This window comes from Streptomyces griseorubiginosus, from assembly GCF_036345115.1.
Classification (GTDB): domain Bacteria; phylum Actinomycetota; class Actinomycetes; order Streptomycetales; family Streptomycetaceae; genus Streptomyces; species Streptomyces griseorubiginosus_C.
Genome location: NZ_CP107766.1, coordinates 5,239,922 through 5,256,287, shown reverse-complemented (window position 1 = coordinate 5,256,287; position 16,366 = coordinate 5,239,922). Strand labels below are relative to the sequence as shown.

Below are 16,366 nucleotides of genomic sequence, written 5' to 3'. Positions count from 1 at the left end.
CCTCGTAAGCTGTCCCCATGGCCAAATGGACACCCACGCACGAGGCACCGGAGCCCCTGGAGGGCCCGGTGGTCGCCACCATCACCGGCGGCACGATCCTGTGGTTCGTCCTCTTCCTCGTGCAGCTCCCCTTCTACGGCTGGTTCGCGGACCACGGCCACACCTGGTGGCTGTGGACCTGCCTGGCCGGGGGCGGGCTCGGGCTCTACGGGATCTACTTCGTGCGCAGGAGGGACGCGGCGATCAAGCGGGCGGCCGCCGCCGACCCTGCTGCCGAGTGACGAGCGTCCCCTAGGTCGTGTCCGCAAAGTGTCGGCGTCGTTGGTCTGTTCGTGGTGCGTCGTCATGAGCTGACTGATGAGTCGTGGGCGGTGATCGAGCCGTTGCTGGCTCCGGCGCGGATGGGCCGTCCGGTGCGGGATCGCCGCCAGGTCATCAACGGGATTCTGTGGAAGCTGTCCACGGGTGCGGCCTGGCGGGACCTGCCCGAACGCTACGGGCCGTGGAAGACCGTCTACGAACGCTTCCGTCGCTGGTCGGCCGACGGAACCTGGGACCGCCTGCTGGCCCATGTCCAGCAGCACTCCGATGCCGTCGGCGCAGTCGACTGGACGGTCGTGTGCGTCGACTCCACCACCGTGCGCGCCCACCAGCACGCGGCCGGGGCCCGAAAAGGGGGCTTTGGCCCGGCGAGGCGATCGGCCGGTCCCGCGGCGGACTGACCACGAAGATCCACCTCGCCTGCGACGGACAGGGCCGACCGCTCGCCTTCACCATCACCGCCGGCAACGTCAACGACTGCACCCAATTCGAGCAGGTCATGGCCCGCATCAACGTCAGCCGGTGCGGGCCGGGCCGCCCCAGAACGCGGCCGGAGCGGGTCGTCGCGGACAAGGGCTATTCGTCCACGAAGATCCGCGCCTACCTCCGCCGACGAGGCATCAAGGCAGCGATCCCGGAACGGATCGACCAGATCAACGGCCGCATCCGCCGCGGCGAGGGCCTTTGCCGACTCGACCGGACCGCCTACCGGCGCCGCAACGTCGTCGAACGCTGCTTCAACAAGCTCAAGCACAACAAAGCCCTGGCCACCCGCTACGACAAACTTGGCCGCCACTACCAAGCCCTGGTCACCCTCGCCTGCCTACGACTCTGGCTGCCCTGACATTGCGGACACGACCTAGTACCAGGGCATCATCGGCCCGGCCCGGTCTCCTCCCCAGGTCGGAACTTCCGGGCACTCGCCGGGTGAAGCCGCAAAACCGCACGTACCGTCGAATGCATGACGCACATCGACGCGGGCGCCGAACTCGCCACCAGGACGGCCCTGTCCCCGTCGGTCACCGGGCTGACCGCGGCCGAGGTGGCCGAGCGGGTGGCGCGGGGGCAGGTCAACGACGTGCCGGTGCGGAGCAGCCGGTCCCTGGCGGAGATCGTCCGGGCGAACGTCTTCACCCGGTTCAACGCGATCATCGGTGTGCTCTGGCTGGTCATGATGTTCGTGGCGCCCTTCCAGGACAGCCTGTTCGGGTACGTCATCCTCGCCAACACCGGGATCGGCATCATCCAGGAGTGGCGGGCCAAGAAGACCCTCGACTCCCTCGCGGTGATCGGGGAGGCGCGGCCGACGGTACGGCGGGACGGGACCGCGACCGAGGTCAGCACCTCGGACATCGTCCTGGACGACCTCATCGAGATCGGGCCCGGCGACAAGGCCGTGGTCGACGGGACGGTCGTGGAGGCCGACGGGCTGGAGATCGACGAGTCCCTGCTGACCGGTGAGGCCGACCCGGTGGTCAAGCGGCCCGGCGACCAGGTGATGTCCGGGAGCTTCGTGGTCGCCGGCGGCGGCGCCTTCCAGGCCACCAAGGTGGGCCGCGAGGCCTACGCCGCCCAGCTCGCCGAGGAGGCCTCGCGGTTCACGCTGGTCCACTCCGAGCTGCGCTCGGGCATCTCCACGATCCTCAAGTACGTGACCTGGATGATGGTCCCGACCGCGATCGGCCTGGTCGTCAGCCAGCTCTTCGTGAAGGACAACGACCTCAAGGACTCCATCGCGCGCACGGTCGGCGGGATCGTGCCGATGGTCCCGGAGGGGCTGGTGCTGCTGACCTCGGTCGCCTTCGCGATCGGCGTGATCCGGCTTGGCCGGAAACAGGTCCTGGTGCAGGAACTCCCGGCCATCGAGGGCCTCGCCCGCGTCGACACGGTCTGCCTCGACAAGACCGGCACCCTCACCGAGGGCGGCATGGACGTCACCGAGGTCCGGCCGCTCCAGGGCGCCGACGCGTCGTACGTACGGAAAGTGCTGGGCGCCCTGGGCGAGTCGGACCCCCGGCCCAACGCCTCGCTCCAGGCGATCATCGACGTCTACCCGGACGTCGAGGAGTGGCGGTGCACCGAGTCCCTGCCCTTCTCCTCCGCCCGCAAGTACAGCGGGGCCACCTTCAGCGAGGGCGACGGCGAGTCCAGTTCGTGGCTGCTGGGTGCGCCGGACGTGCTGCTGGCCGCGGACGACCCGGCCCTGCGGGAGACCGAGCGCCTCAACGAGCAGGGGCTCAGGGTGCTGTTGCTGGCGCGGGCCGCCCGGGACCTCGACGATCCCGAGGTCGCCCGGGGAGCACGGCCCACCGCCCTGGTCGTACTGGAGCAGCGGTTGCGGCCCGACGCGGCGGACACCCTGCGGTACTTCGCCGAGCAGGACGTGCGGGCCAAGGTCATCTCCGGGGACAACGCGGTGTCGGTCGGGGCGGTGGCGGCCAAGCTGGGCCTGGACGGCAGCACGGTGGACGCGCGGCGGCTGCCGGCCGACCCGGACGGGATGGCGGACGCGCTCGACGAGGGCACGGTGTTCGGGCGGGTCACCCCGCAGCAGAAGCGGGACATGGTGGGGGCGCTCCAGTCCCACGGGCACACCGTCGCGATGACCGGCGACGGGGTCAACGACGTGCTCGCCCTCAAGGACGCCGACATCGGGGTGTCCATGGGCTCCGGGTCCGAGGCCACGCGGGCGGTCGCGCAGATCGTGCTGCTGGACAACAGCTTCGCGACGCTGCCGTCGGTGGTGGCGGAGGGCCGGCGGGTGATCGGCAACATCACCCGGGTCGCGACCCTGTTCCTCGTCAAGACCGTCTACTCGGTGCTGCTGGCCGTCCTCGTGGTGTGCTGGCAGGTCGAGTACCCCTTCCTGCCACGGCACCTGACCCTGCTGTCGACGCTGACGATCGGCGTCCCGGCCTTCTTCCTGGCCCTCGCGCCCAACAAGGAGCGCGCGCAACCGCACTTCGTGCGGCGGGTGATGCGGTACTCGATCCCGGGCGGGGTGGTGGCGGCGATCGCGACCTTCACGACGTATCTGCTCGCCCGTCACCACTACACCGGCGCGGGCGCGTTGGACGCGGAGACCAGCGCGGCCACCCTGACGCTGTTCCTGATCTCGATGTGGGTCCTGGCGATCATCGCCCGCCCGTACACCTGGTGGCGCATCGCGCTGGTCGCGGCGATGGGCCTCGGCTTCGTGCTGGTCCTGGCCGTGCCGTGGCTCCAGCACTTCTTCGCGCTGAAGCTGGTGGGCGTGACGATGCCGTGGATCGCGGTGGGCATCTCGGTGGTGGCGGCGGCCGTCCTGGAGGTGCTGTGGAGAGTGGTCGACCGCCGCGGTTCCGCTTAGCGCTGGGCTTCAGCCGGGACGGGTGCGTTGTGTGCTGTCCGCCGCGCCGTCGTGGCTTGTCGCGCAGTTCCCCGCGCCCCTATGGGGCGCGGTTTCACCGGACGTCGATGTAGTCCGCCGCCGAGTTGACCGGGGAGGTCGTCGTCGTCCCGGCGAAGGTGTAGCGGAAGTAGCCGTCCGCCGTGGCCTTGACCGTGGTCTTCAGGGCGCCCGTGGTGGAGGACTTGATGGTCTTGAGGGTGCTCCAGGTGGTCGCGCCCTTCTTCTTGAACTGGAGCTTCACCGGCTGGGTGGAGTAGCCCGCGTTCTTGTTGGTGTCCCAGTTGGCGCGGGCGAGCTTGCCCGTGACGGTGATCGTCTTGCCCTTCTTCACCGGCTCCGGGGAGGCGTCGGTGGTGAGGGTGGCCTTGCGCTGGAGGTGGGTGGTGCCGAGGCCGCCCTGCCAGGTGATCCCGTCACTGGCGTTGACCGCGAGGGCGCCCAGCTTCCAGGTGCCCGCCTCGCTGCTGAACAGGTCGATGCTCGCGTCCGAGGACTTGGGACGGAACTGGATCTTCGCCGAGCACTTGAGGACGGTCTGGGAGGACACCGTGCAGGTGCCAGGACCGTCACCGGCGAGCAGGTCGTCGGAGTTCTCGCCGAGGGTGGCGCCGCGGTAGAGGACGGGCCCGGTCTGGAAGGAGTTCGGGTCCAGGTTCGCGGGCTTGGTCACGGTGTACGTCGCGGAGACGGTGACCTGAGCCGTGGGGCCGACCACGATGTTCTTGCCGCTGTTGACCTTCAGCTGGGAGAAGGTGACGGCGGGCCCGGCCGCCGGCGCGGCCTGCGCGGCCGGCACGGCGAGGGCGGAGAGTGCCACGGCGCCGGAGGCGGCGAGGACGAGGGCGCGTATGCGCATGTGCGTTCCCCATGAGGAGAGAAGTGATCTCGGAGTCTGATGACTCATGGGTGAGATCACTGACTCATGGGGCTGGTTGTACGTGTGGAGCATGATTTTGTTCGCACATGCGCAACGCTTTACCTCCGGCCGACCTGTGCCGGCCTGCGCCGACTTACTTCACGTCGACGAAGTCACCCGCGGCGTTGACGGCCGGGGTGGTGGAGGTGCCCGCGTAGCTCCAGCGGAAGTAGCCGTCGACCGTGGCCTTGACCGTGGTCTTCAGGTCGCCCTTGGAGTTGGTCTTGACGGTCTTCACCGTGGTGTAGGTGTTGGAGTTCTTCTTGCGGAACTGCAGCTTCACCGGCTGGGTCGAGTACCCGGCGTACTTCCTGGTCTCCCAGTTGGCGCGCGTCAGCTTGCCGGTGACGGTGATGGTCTTGCCCTTCTTCACCGGCTCCGGGGCGGCGTTGGCGGTCAGCTTGGAGAGGCGCTGGACCCGGTGCGTGCCGTAGTAGTCGTTCCAGTAGACGGAGCCGACCTCGTCGTTGGCGAGCACGGCCGCCGTGACGTGCCAGGTGCCGGCCAGCGAGTTCATGTACAGGTCACTGCCCGGGACGGCCGTGATGGTGAGCTTGCAGGTCGAGGTCGTGGCGTTGACCGCGGTGCAGGTGGCGACCTCCTCGTTGGGCGGGAGGTAGCCGTCGATGTTGTCGACGTCCTTGCCGTGCCACAGGTCGATGTAGGCGTCCTGGATGCCGGCGGAGTGGCTGGCCGTCAGGGAGACGGTGAACTTCTTGGCGGCGGTGGTGCCGAGGACGATGTCCTTGCCACCGTTGATCGTCACCTTGGAGACGACCGGCAGCTCGTCCGCGGCGGCGGCGGCGGTGCTCATCGCCGACCGGGAGACGCCGAAGCGCTCGGCGGCGGTGGTCTTGTCGATGCCTCCGTCGGCGGCCTGCACGGCCGGCACGGCGAGGGCGGAGAGGGCCAGGGCGCCGGTGACGGCGGCCACGGTGGCACGAATACGCATGTGTTCCCCACGTGAGGTCGGTGAGTCTGAGTGACTCACCGGGTCAGATAATCGAGTGGGGCGAAAGGTTGCACGACTGGTAAGAGTTATGTGTGAAGCTTTTTGTCGAAGTCTGCCGGTACCCGAAGAACGGCGAGTTCCTCGACTCGGCCGTCGATGTCACCGCGGTCGGTGTCGACATCCTCGCGGACCTCGTGGGGATTCCGGCGGCCGAGTGGGTGGGCGTGGTGCCTCTGGCGGAGGAGCACGCCGAGCGTGTCCGGGAGTTGACCGGGATCACGCTCGGCCTGGAGGCCTACGACTACTTCCTGGAACCCAGCTCCGGCTGACCCGTTCAGTCGAACCAGCGGTCCCTCGCCAGTTCCTCCGTGCGGGTCGGGTCCTCCAGGAGGGCTGCCACCTCGAAGCGGCGGGGCCACTGGCGGGACGCCCAGGCGAGGCCCGCTGCCACGCCCTCCAGGGTCGCGGCGTGCAGGACGCCGTCGCTGGTGAGGCGCCAGTCGATCTCCACGCCGTCGACGACGAGTTCCTCGTGCTCGACGTACGAGGAGGGGGTGCTCGCGCCCAGCAGGACCCGTACCGACTCCGGGACGTCGTGTTCCGTGCCCTCGGAGTCCACCGAACCCGTCACCGACTCGCTCAGGCGGCGCACCTGGAAGAGTTCGGCCAACTCGGCCGCCCGGGACGGGCGGACGGGCAGCAGCGGGACGCCCTCCGTGAAGGGGAGCAGGTCCGGGGAGTCGACGACCACCGCGTCCGCCGCGTCCACGACCTCGACCCGGCCGTCGGTCACGGCCCGCAGCTCGTCGGGGAGGGTGACCTGTTCGGGGTCCAGGTCGGCCAACGCGCCGTAGAGCGCGTGCAGTTGGGCTGCGGTGACCGGCCGGGACGGGTCGGCCAGGCGGTCGAGGAGTTCCGCCGCGCCACCCGGCTCCTCCAGCAGCGCGGACACCGACGTCCGCACCCCGAGCGCCCGCAGCACCTGCTCGTCGTCGAACCCGGTCGCGTCCGCCTCGTCGTACAGGCCGCGCAGCAGCGGGTCACCGCCCGCGGCCAGCAGTCCGGCGGGGCGGCGGCCGTCGAGCACCGGGTTCCCGCGCAGCCACCAGGCGGTGTACGGCCGTACGACCTCGTGCGTGCCGTCCGGCAGCAGGATGCGGACCTGCTGGGTGAGCGCGTCCCTCAGCGGGGGCTGGGCCAGCAGGGCGAGGGCCTGCGGCCACTTGTCCTCGTCGACGAGGTCGAGATCGCGTACGGCGATCAGCTCGGTGGCGACCGGCGGCACCGGGGTGTCCGGGAACCGGTCGAGGATGTCCTCGCACCACACGTCCACGGCGTCCAACAGCCCGGCGTCGTCCGGTTCGGCGAAGTCGCCCTCGCGGGGCTCCAGTTCGTCGGGGTCGAGGACCACGTCGGTGGCGCGGACCAGCGCGAAGTCGGCGAGCACCCCGCAGGCGGCCAGGGGCTGTTCGCCCCACTTCGCCGCCAGCTCGGCGTCCACGAAGGCGAGTTCGTCCTCACGCATGACCTGGGCGAACGGGCTGCCCGGGAGCACGAGTTCACCGGCCGGGACCAGCTCCCCCTCCTCGTCGGGCAGGGCGAGCGCGCCGAGCCACGGCTCGTCGCCGGGTTCGAGCCCCGCGTCCCGCACCAACGCCAGCACCGTGTCGGCGAGTTCCTCCGCGTCCGGGGTGTCCTCCTCCCAGTTCACGCCCCCGTCGTCGTCCAGGGAGGCGGCCACCGCGGCCCGCACCTGGGGCGTGGTGAGCACCGCGCGCGGTGTCGCGGGCAGCGCGCCCAGCTTCTCCAGGAGCGGGTGCGCGGCGCTCGGGTGGGCGACCTTGAGGCCGAGCCGGGCGAGGATCTCCGGGTCGATCCGGGGCCCGTCCGACGTGGGCAGCAGCACCTGCCGGGGTCCGATGGTGGTACGGCCGTCGGCGAGCGGCACGGGGAGGCCGGAGAGCCGGTCGGGGTCGACGCCCGCGAGGCTGTCGTAGAGCCGCTGCCACCACTCCGGGTCCTTCTCCAGACCCGCCAGCCGGTCCACGGCGTCGGTGAGCGGGATCCGCGCCACGCCCAAGGTCCGCAGTTCCACGCGCCGTTCGAGACCGGCGGGCAGCAGGGTGGGCAGTACCTCGGCGAGCACCCGCACGGTGTCGGCGCCGGCGCCCTCCACGACCTCGGCCTCGCGCGGGCGCAGCGTCTCCGGGAGGTCGTCGGTGGGTTCGAGCGCGGGCGGCAGGAAGGAGGTCCTCGGCAGCCGCTCCAGGATCGCCTGGCGCAGGGCGCCGTCCAGTTCGCCCTTGCCGAGCGGTCCGGGCACGAGCCCGATGATGCCCTCGCCCACCGGCCGCCAGTCCGCGAGGAGTCCGGCGTAGGTGTCGGCCGCGCGCTGCACCAGGAAGTCGGTGAGCGCTCCGGGTGCCGTGTGCCGGCGGGTGGTGTCCAGCGGGAACGACGCGATGAGCAGCGCGGGGACGCCGAGCGGTTCGTCGCTGGGGGTCGGGGCGTGCACGACGGGGCTGGTGCGGGGGTGCGCGGGGGTGCCGTCGGCGTCGACGGGCACGGCCCAGGTGAGCGCCCAGTGCGGCCGCAGCCGCTCCTCGACGGGCCGGTCGGCGAGCAGTTCGGGGGTGAGCGGCCCGTGCGCGGACGCCGTACGCCACCGGGTCGTACCGTCGCGCGAGTCCTCTACGACGGTGAGGACGCCGTCGGTGCGGCGGCTGATCGTGCGGGTGGTGTCCGTCTCGACCACGACCTCCTCGAGCCCGGGCAGGGCGAGGAGGAGGGCGTCGTCGACGGCGTGCAGGAGGCGCTCGGCGAGGTCGGCGGCGGCGGGGTCGCGCAGCGGGAGGATGACGACGGTGTCGTAGGGGTCGGGCGCGGTGCCCTCGGCGGCGAACGGCAGCCGCAGCAGCGGGACATGGCCGTCGCGGCGGCGGATCTCGTCGCCGAGGCCGGGGCTGTGGCGGGCGGTGTCGGCGGCGTGGTCGCGGGCCTCGGCCAGCGACCAGCGGACCCCGCCGTGCCGGCCGACGACGGCGGGCTCGTCGGTGACGGCGAGCACGGCGGCGAAGCCGACGCCGAAGCGGCCGACGGCGCCGACCGCCCCGTCCGTCGCGTCCGTCGCGTCCGGTCCGGTCTGCGGCTCGCGCTTGGCGGAGGCGCGCAGGGTGGAGAGGGACTCGACGCCGGCCGCGTCCAGCGGGGCGCCGGTGTTGGCGGCGAAGAGCACGCCCTCGCGGAGGGTGAGCCGGAGCCTGCCGGGCACCCCGGCGCGGGCCGCCGCGTCGGCCGCGTTCTGCGCGAGCTCGACGACCAGCCGGTCCCGGTACCCGCCGAGGACGAGGTCCTCCTCGGCGTTGGCGTCCTCCCTGAACCGGGCGGGACTGGTGGCCCAGGCGTCCAGCACACCTCGCCTGAGCCGGGCGGTCCCGAACGGGTCGGCACCCTCGGCGGCGGGCCGCACGAACTTGCTCACGTTGACTCTCCTCATCGGCGTGACGTTGAAGGTACCGCGAGGAGAGGGGGCCGTAACTCCGGGAGGGTTCGCGACGGCGAAGAGGGGCGGGGCGACGGACGCGGGGACGGGCGGCGAGGGGTTGCCTCGCCGCCCGTCGGCCGCGGAGCTCCGGTCGGTGACCGGCGGTCCGTGACTGGCCCGGACTAGCGGGCCGCCCGACCGAACGCCTTGCCCGCGGCCGGAAGACCGCCCGTGCCGGGCTGGTAGGCGGTCACCGGAGCGACCGTGCCGCCGGCGGTCACGTTGGACAGCGGCAAGGCGTACAGGCTGCCGTACGTCGACGGGCCGTCGGGCAGGCCGACGTACAGGTTGGTGCCCGTGAAGTGGATGCTGGAACCCACCTGGTGGCCGGCGCTCGGGATGCCGGGGAGGCCGTCGCCGTCGCCCGCCTCGATCCAGCGGTCGTTGGCGCCGGGCGCGCCCAGCAGCGAGAAGGTGTGGACCGCGCCGGCCTTTGCGGCCGTACCGATGGCCTCGCCCGGGACGCCGACCGCGAGCTTCATCGTCGCGGTGGTGCTCAGCGCGCGGGGGGCGGTGTTGATCGCGGTGACGGTCTCACCCGTGCGGTCGCCGGACTCGGCGGTGCCGGAGATGTCGTCGGCGGCGGTGCCCTGGGAGATCTCGGTGAGCTCGCTGCCGCTGCCGGCGGCGGTGACACGGAACAGGACCACGCGGCCCGCGTCGGTCTTGGCCGCGCCGTCGACCGTCAGGTCCTCGCCGGGCGAGCCGATCGCGAGGATCGAGTCGGTGGCGGCGGAGGCACCGGCGGGCCGGTACTCGGCCAGGGCGAGCGACCTGCCGAACTCGTCGCCCGCCTCGGCGCCGCCGGAGACGTTGTCGAGGTCCTGGTCGAGGCCGAACAGCGGCTTGGGGTGGCCGTCGGCGTGCAGGGTGTGCGAGAAGACGGCGAGGTTGCCGGAGGCCGCGTCGCCGCCGATGTCCTCGTTGGGGGCGCCGATCGCGAGGTGGTTGGCGTTGGCCGCGATGGAGGTGCCGAAGCCGTCGTCGGTCTCGGCGGCGCCGGGGACGTCGGTCTTGTCCTGGTGGACCGTGATGTTGACGCCCTTGCGGAGGTAGAAGGCCATGCCGGCCTTCTTGATGGTGCCGAGCGCCTCACCGGGCACCCCGATCACCAGGTAGGGCTCGCCCGCGGCCGTCTCTCCGGCGGCGACGGCGTGGCCCATGCGGTCACCGGCCTCGGACCCGGAGGAGGCGATGGCGCCCTCGCCGGTGCCCTGCTCCAGGTGGAGGGCCTTCGTGGTGCCGGTGCCGAACCCGCCTGGGGCGCCGTAGAGCACGTCGGCCATGCCCGCGTCGGCTCCGCCGTCGAGGTCCTCGCCCGGCGTGCCGACGAGGAGGTCGGTGCAGCCGTCCTGGTTGTGGTCGACGGTGTCGAGCGCGGAGCCGAAAGCGTCTCCGGCCTCGGCGGCGCCGGACACCCAGTCGAGGTCCTGCTGGAGCTCCGCGGTGCCCTTGCCGCCGCCGTACACCACGCGCACCAGGCCGACACCGGCGTCGCCGCCCACCGAGGCCTCGGGGTCGGCCACGGCGATGTCCTCGACGCCGTCGCAGTTGAAGTCGGTGACGGGGACGGCCCCCAGGGTGCCGTCGATCCAGCCGCCGAGGTTGTCCAGCCGTACCTCGCGGGCGTCGGTACGGGTCTCGGCCGCATCCTGGCCGAAGCAACCGCCCTGCCAGGAGCGACTGTTGACGGCCACGAGCTCGTAGCCGCCGGACACGGCACGGACGGCGGGGCCGCCGGTGTCACCGGCGCACACGGCGGCGCCGTTCTGGCCGGTGATGTCGAGGGTGTCGGACTGGACGGCCCCAACGGTGAAGGCGCCGGTGTGCAGCTTCAGCGGCGACCACTCGGTCCTCGTCCGGCCGTAGCCGGGCACGGTGAGGCTCTCGCCCGCGGCCGGGGCGGTGGTGGCGACCTTGGCCGGGGTGATGCCGGTGACCGGCTTGTTCAGCCGGGCGAGGACCACGTCACGGTCGCTGCGCGGGACGAGCTGGACCACGTCACGGACCTGGCCGGTGGTGGTGGTCAGGTCGGTGCGGCCGATCGTGGCGGTGACGGCCTTGGCGGGCTTGCCGGCCCGGACGCTCGCGTAACCCTGGTTCGGGTCGTCGGCGAAGCAGCTCGCGGCGGTGACGATCCAACGGGGGTCGATCAGCACGCCGGAGCAGGCGCGTTCGCCGGCGCCGATGTCGACGCGGGCGGTGAAGGCGAAGGAGCCGTCGGCGGCGGCACTGCCGGAGACGGCGTGCGCGGCGGCGACGGGGCCGGCCACTGCGGTGGCGGCGAGCAGAGCGCTCGTCAGAGCCGCGCGGGGGCGGAGGTTGGACACGGTGAGTTTTCCCTGGTGTAGCGGCGGGGCGAGAAGTGCGGTGGTACGGAGCCGGTCTGACGTCGTGTCTGCATCGGCTCGGGCGGGCTGCCCGGTGGTCAGCCCGTGACGCGCAGCTCGACGAGGACGGAACGCAGACCGGTGTCACCGGCCTCGCCGACGGGCTGGTAGTCGTAGGTCGGCACGTTGACGACGGTCTCCTTGCCCTCGGCGGTGAGGGTGGCCTCGACCGGGTGGTCCTCGGTCCACACGCCGTAGGCGTCGGGCAGTTCGAGGGTCAGGAAGCCGGTCCTGGCGGTCGTACGGAAGCAATAGCCGCCGTTGTCCAGTCGGGACTCGATCTTGATGTTCCAGGCCTCGGAGCAGCCCACCAGGGTGATGTGGCCGTCGCCCCGCTTGAGGGTGATGCCGCGGTCCGCGAGGACCTTCGCGGCCCCGGGATAGGTGAAGTCCTCGACGGCGGCGGGCATGTCGGTCGCCGTGGCGGTGGTGACCGCGGTCTGCGGGGCCGCCTGGGCCCCGGTGGTCAGGACGGCGGCTCCCAGGCCTGCGGCCAGGGCCCCCGAGACGCCGAACAGAAGTGCCTTGCGGGCACGCGGCATCGCCATGTGTTTCCTCCCCTAGTGACGATGAGTGAGCGGAATCCCCCGTCCGCTTGCCAAAAGTAAATCATATGTAAGAATCTTTCGACCGCGCTCTCATCTTCCCTTCACCTTGAGGGGATAAGGGCTCAACTCGCGTGGGCCGGGGGACAGTTGCGCGGTCTTCTTGGCGGTCGCACATTCACTCCGCCGGGATTCTCTCGAAGCGGACATGTCCGTCGTACAGGGACATGCGTGCGGCTCGCCGGGCATCAGCCTTCGGCTTGGAGAGAGATTCAGGTGAGAAAACGAGTGGGCGCCACGTCCCGACGGGCGTGGGCCGTACTGCTGTCCGGGGCGATCGGGGCGGGGTTGCTGAGCGCGGCGCCGGTGGCCGCCGAGGAGACCGCGCCGGCACCCGACCGCGAACTGGTCGTCGACTACTGGCGGTCCGGTGGCGTCGGCATCAAGGAGGCCGCCGGACAGGCCCTGCTCGGCTCCGAGGACGACCTCCGGCAGTTCTTCGCCGGCAAGGACGCCGTCGAGCTGGCCGACGACAAGGTGGACGCCAGCCGGGTGCTGAACGCCGGCGGCCAGGGCGTACGGGACGCGGCGAAGGCCGCCCTCGCGGGGACTCCGGAACAGCTGCACGCCTTCCTCAAGGACGGCTGGCAGGCCCCGCACCGGACGGACCAGCGGGTCGAGGTCTCCCGGATCGTCAACCTGGGCGGAACAGGAGTCCAGGACGCGGGCAAGAAGGCGCTCGCCGGCACACCCGAGGACGTGGAGAAGTTCCTCGCCTCGGGCCAGTACACCGCCCGTGCCGCCGACAACCGCGTCCAGGTCTCGAAGATCTACAACACCGGCGGCACCAACGTGAAGGCCGCCGCCAAGCTCGCACTCCAGGGAACCCCGGACGACATCGTCGAGTTCCTGGAGGTCGGCCAGTTCGTCGCGCGCAACCGCGACCAGGAACACGCCACCATCGCCCAGCTCACCGAGCAGGCCAAGCAGGCCGGCAAGCAGGCCGAGGACGCCACGCTCGCCGCCCAGGAGGACGCCGAGAAGGCGATCGAGGCCGCCGCCCTGGCCAAGCAGGCCGCGGAGAAGGCGGCCGCGGAGACCGAGGCCGCCAAGGACGACGCCCAGCGTGCCGCGGTGAAGGCCAAGCAGGCCGCCGACGCCGCCCGCGCCGCCGCCCAGGCGGCCCAGACAGCGATCAACGCGGCCAACGCCGCCAACCGCTCGGCCCGCATCGCGGCCCTGGCCGCCGCCCAGACCGCCAACGCGGCCGCGGCCGCCGCCGACGCCGCCAACCGGGCCTACAACGCGGCGATCGCCGCCGCCAAGGACAAGAACCAGGCCACCAACGCCACCAACATGGCCAAGGCCGCCCGCGCGGCGGCGGACCTGGCCACCGCCTCCGGCAAGGCCGCCGAACAGGCCGGCCGGGCGTCCCTCGCCGCGGCGAGCGCCGCCTCCGCCTCCAAGAGCGCGAACAACAACGCGAACCTGGCCGCCGACGCCGCCGACGAGGCCGCCGCCCACGCGGCCGCCGCCGGGGCGTCCTCGGCCGAGGCGCAGGCCGCCGCCGCGGAGACCCGCCGCCACGCCGCCGAGGCCAACCGCGCCGCCGCGGCCGCCGAGTCGCTGGCCCGCAAGTCGGCCACCGCCGCCTACGAGGCCCGGGACGCCGCCAACTCCGCGGCCACGCACGCCAGGAACGCGGCCGACGCGGCCGACGCGGCCGTGGCGTTCGCCGGTACCGCGGCCCAGGCCGCCGCCGACGCCACCAAGCACGCGAACGCGGCCAAGGTCGCCGCGGACGCGGCCACCGCGGCGGTCGCCACCGCGCAGAAGACCTTCGACATCGCCCGTGAGACCGAGGCGGAGGACCTGGCCACGCGGACGGCTGCCGCGATCGAGAACGCCAAGACGCAGAAGGCCGTCGCGGACGGCTTCACCTCGGACCTGTCCGGCTCCCTGGTGGAGGGACAGGCCATCGAGGACGACATCGCTGCCCTCGCCGCCCGCTCCGAGCAGTCCGGGGCCGACCTCGCGGCCATCGCGGCCGAGGGCCGTGCGGTCGCGCTGCGCGCGATGGAGCACTTCGGTTCCTGGCGTGAGGAAGCCGCCGCCCAGGCACTGGCCGGCACCGACGAGGACGTCCTTGCGTACCTGCGGACCGGGTGGCAGAAGGCCGAGCAGGACGAGATCCGGCAACAGGTCTCCGACCTGGCCTCCGACAGCCCGTACGAGGCCGTGCGCACCGAGGCCGCCGAGGCCCTGAACGGAACCGACCAGGAGATCCGGTCCTTCTACACCAGCGGCCGGCACCAGGTCGCGCTCGCCGACTACCGCGTGAAGGTGTCCCAGATCGCCAACACCGGCGGTCCGGGCGTCAGGGAAGCGGCCCAGAAGGCGCTGACCGACGGCAGCGTCGCCGCGCTGCTCGGGTTCCTCAACAGCGGCCAGTACGAGGCACGCGTCGCCGACGAGCGGGTGACGGCCAGCCAGTTGGTCACCACCGGCGGACCCGAGGTGCAGGCGGCGGCGAAGGTCGCCCTGTCCGGGCCGGCCAACGACCTGAACAGCTTCGTCGAGGCGGGCCAGTACATGGCCGACCGCAAGGACCAGCTCGCCGCCACCCACATCGCCCAGGTTCAGCGTCTGATCGCCGAGGGCGGCATCATCGCGGCCCATGCCCAGCAGAACCGCTGGCTGGCCGCGAAGGCCGCCGCTGAGGCCAACCAGGCCTCCGCCGACGCGGCCGGGTACGCCATCGAGGCCGACAAGAGCGCCAAGCAGGCCCTCGGGTACGCAGCGGACGCCGACAAGGCCGCCGACAGCGCCGAGTCCAGCGCCGCCAAGGCCGCCCAGTCCGCCGTCACCGCCCGCGGGGCGGCCGAGCGGGCCGACCAGGACGCCGTGAACGCCGAGGAGTCCGCGGCCCAGGCCGAGTTCTCCGCGACGTACGCCTACACCTCGGCCGCCCGCGCCAAGGAGGCGTCGGACGACGCCCGGGACGACGCGATCGCCGCCGGCAAGAGCGCCGAGGAAGCCGAGACCGCCGCGTCCCAGGCCTGGAACCGGGTGGTCGTCCTGCGGGAGGCCGAGGAGGCCGAGGCCCGCAGGCTGGCCGAGGCCGCGCGCAAGGCGGAGCGGGAGCGGCAGCAGGAGGCGGAGGCGAACAAGCCGAAGTGCTACCTGTGGGTCAACCGTGACAGTCTTCCGCCCTGTGCCCTGGCCGGTCAGCCCATCACCCCGACGCCGATCGATCCCGTGCTCAAGGAGATCGTCTGGGGGATCACCGGGCTCAACGACGCCAAGGACTGCGTCAAGAACCCCAGTCTCGGCAAGTGCGCCATGATGGCCGCGATGGTCCTGCCGGTCGGCAGGCTGAAGGCGCTCAAGAACCTCGACAACACGATCGAGGCGGCGGCCGAGGCCTCGCGCATCGGCCGGATCTCGGAAGCGTCGAGGATCGCGTTCAAGGCCGCCGAGAACCCCGCCGAGATCTTCGTCAAGAACAAGCATCTGTCGACCGCCGGGGGCAACTGGGCCAAGTTCGACAGCACCGACATCGCGCAGGTCCAGTCGTGGGTCGCCGAGGGCCTGAAGAAGGGGGACGCGGTCTTCCTCCCCAACAAGGACACGTCCTTCAAGATGATCGTCGACATGGGCAGGCCCATCGGCACCAGGGGAGAACACGGCATCCGGATCATGGTCGGAAACGACGGGAAGGTGTTCAACTGCTTCCCCGAGGCCATCTCCTGAGGACGAGGAAACCGGCTGTGATTCTTTCGTACACCAACTTCACGACCCAGGATCTCCGGGGCGACAGCGTGGAGCAGCTCTTCACCAACATCGAGGCCGACCTGCGTGTCGTCGACGGTGACCGGGTGATCTACGCGGAAGTCCTCTTCCCGGTCGCGGAGCTGGCCGCCGAACTGTCCCGCTGGCTCGGCGCATCCCCCACGCGGTCCGCGGACTTCGAGCTGGACTCCATGTCGTTCGCCGAGAAGGGTGCCGTGCGGATCGTGCGGGGCGACGAGGGCTGGCGCTTCGGATCCGTCTTCTCGCCGGACGTGTGGGGCCGTCCCCTGGACGACGGGGAACTCCAGGCGGAGATCCGGGAGTTCGCCGCACGGGTCAGGTCGGACGTGACGGCCGCCGGAATCGACCCCGGATTCCTCGACGCGGAGAACAGGGGCTAGGCGCCCTCCCCCACCGATGAGCCCCGCCGTCCCCCGACGGCGGGGCTCACTCGTGCGCCACGGACGGGACGCGCCCCGCGAGGGAACCGGATCCCCGTGAGCGGCGAAGTACCG

At 71.8% G+C, this 16,366-nt stretch carries 10 protein-coding genes and 1 pseudogene; 6 read left to right on the top strand and 5 right to left on the bottom strand.

Annotated features, from left to right (window positions below):
• The first annotated feature begins 17 nt into the window (after nucleotides 1–17).
• The 3 genes and pseudogenes from OHN19_RS23810 to OHN19_RS23800 all read left to right on the top strand — a co-directional run bounded on the left by OHN19_RS23810 (nucleotide 18) and on the right by OHN19_RS23800 (nucleotide 3,670).
• A complete protein-coding gene (locus tag OHN19_RS23810; RefSeq protein ID WP_330266120.1) occupies nucleotides 18–281 on the top strand; it encodes a DUF2530 domain-containing protein in 264 nt (87 codons plus the stop codon).
• Nucleotides 282–335: 54 nt separating this feature from the next.
• Nucleotides 336–1,165: pseudogene (locus OHN19_RS23805) on the top strand (IS5 family transposase).
• 117 nt (nucleotides 1,166–1,282) lie between these two features.
• Nucleotides 1,283–3,670 carry a cation-translocating P-type ATPase gene (locus tag OHN19_RS23800; RefSeq protein ID WP_330266119.1) on the top strand — a complete coding sequence of 796 codons (2,388 nt, stop codon included), beginning with the start codon at nucleotides 1,283–1,285 and terminating at the stop codon, nucleotides 3,668–3,670.
• 94 nt (nucleotides 3,671–3,764) lie between these two features.
• Here the strand turns inward: OHN19_RS23800 and OHN19_RS23795 are convergent, their stop codons facing one another.
• Both OHN19_RS23795 and OHN19_RS23790 read right to left on the bottom strand, forming a co-directional pair.
• A complete protein-coding gene (locus OHN19_RS23795) occupies nucleotides 3,765–4,568 on the bottom strand; it encodes a hypothetical protein (RefSeq protein WP_330266118.1) in 804 nt (267 codons plus the stop codon).
• A 154-nt stretch (nucleotides 4,569–4,722) separates the two neighbouring features.
• A complete protein-coding gene (locus OHN19_RS23790; RefSeq protein ID WP_330266117.1) occupies nucleotides 4,723–5,580 on the bottom strand; it encodes a DUF5707 domain-containing protein in 858 nt (285 codons plus the stop codon).
• 92 nt (nucleotides 5,581–5,672) lie between these two features.
• On the opposite strand from OHN19_RS23790, the gene OHN19_RS23785 reads away from it, so the two are divergent.
• Nucleotides 5,673–5,909: a DUF7683 domain-containing protein gene (locus tag OHN19_RS23785; protein WP_330266116.1), complete on the top strand. Its 237-nt coding sequence runs from the start codon at nucleotides 5,673–5,675 to the stop codon at nucleotides 5,907–5,909.
• A gap of 5 nt (nucleotides 5,910–5,914) precedes the next feature.
• On the opposite strand, the gene OHN19_RS23780 is transcribed toward OHN19_RS23785, so the two are convergent.
• The 3 genes from OHN19_RS23780 to OHN19_RS23770 form a co-directional block, all read right to left on the bottom strand.
• Nucleotides 5,915–9,061, bottom strand: coding sequence for a sacsin N-terminal ATP-binding-like domain-containing protein (locus OHN19_RS23780; RefSeq protein WP_330266115.1), 3,147 nt, complete (start codon nucleotides 9,059–9,061; stop codon nucleotides 5,915–5,917).
• A 185-nt stretch (nucleotides 9,062–9,246) separates the two neighbouring features.
• Complete coding sequence (locus OHN19_RS23775; RefSeq protein WP_330266114.1) at nucleotides 9,247–11,454, bottom strand: S1 family peptidase; 2,208 nt, start codon at nucleotides 11,452–11,454, stop codon at nucleotides 9,247–9,249.
• A 98-nt stretch (nucleotides 11,455–11,552) separates the two neighbouring features.
• Nucleotides 11,553–12,062: a hypothetical protein gene (locus tag OHN19_RS23770; protein ID WP_330266113.1), complete on the bottom strand. Its 510-nt coding sequence runs from the start codon at nucleotides 12,060–12,062 to the stop codon at nucleotides 11,553–11,555.
• Between the two features lie 285 nt (nucleotides 12,063–12,347).
• Between OHN19_RS23770 and OHN19_RS23765 the strand changes: the two genes are divergently transcribed.
• Both OHN19_RS23765 and OHN19_RS23760 read left to right on the top strand, forming a co-directional pair.
• The gene (locus tag OHN19_RS23765) at nucleotides 12,348–15,812 is read left to right on the top strand and encodes an ALF repeat-containing protein (protein WP_330294123.1); all 3,465 of its coding nucleotides are present in this window, start codon (nucleotides 12,348–12,350) and stop codon (nucleotides 15,810–15,812) included.
• A gap of 17 nt (nucleotides 15,813–15,829) precedes the next feature.
• Nucleotides 15,830–16,252, top strand: coding sequence for a hypothetical protein (locus OHN19_RS23760; protein WP_330266111.1), 423 nt, complete (start codon nucleotides 15,830–15,832; stop codon nucleotides 16,250–16,252).
• Nucleotides 16,253–16,366: the final 114 nt, after the last annotated feature.

Coding starts and splice junctions, on each gene's coding strand:
- OHN19_RS23810 (WP_330266120.1), top strand. CDS start 18: ATGGCCAAATGGACACCCACGCACGAGGCACCGGAGCCCCTGGAGGGC.
- OHN19_RS23800 (WP_330266119.1), top strand. CDS start 1,283: ATGACGCACATCGACGCGGGCGCCGAACTCGCCACCAGGACGGCCCTG.
- OHN19_RS23795 (WP_330266118.1), bottom strand. CDS start 4,568: ATGCGCATACGCGCCCTCGTCCTCGCCGCCTCCGGCGCCGTGGCACTC.
- OHN19_RS23790 (WP_330266117.1), bottom strand. CDS start 5,580: ATGCGTATTCGTGCCACCGTGGCCGCCGTCACCGGCGCCCTGGCCCTC.
- OHN19_RS23770 (WP_330266113.1), bottom strand. CDS start 12,062: ATGGCGATGCCGCGTGCCCGCAAGGCACTTCTGTTCGGCGTCTCGGGG.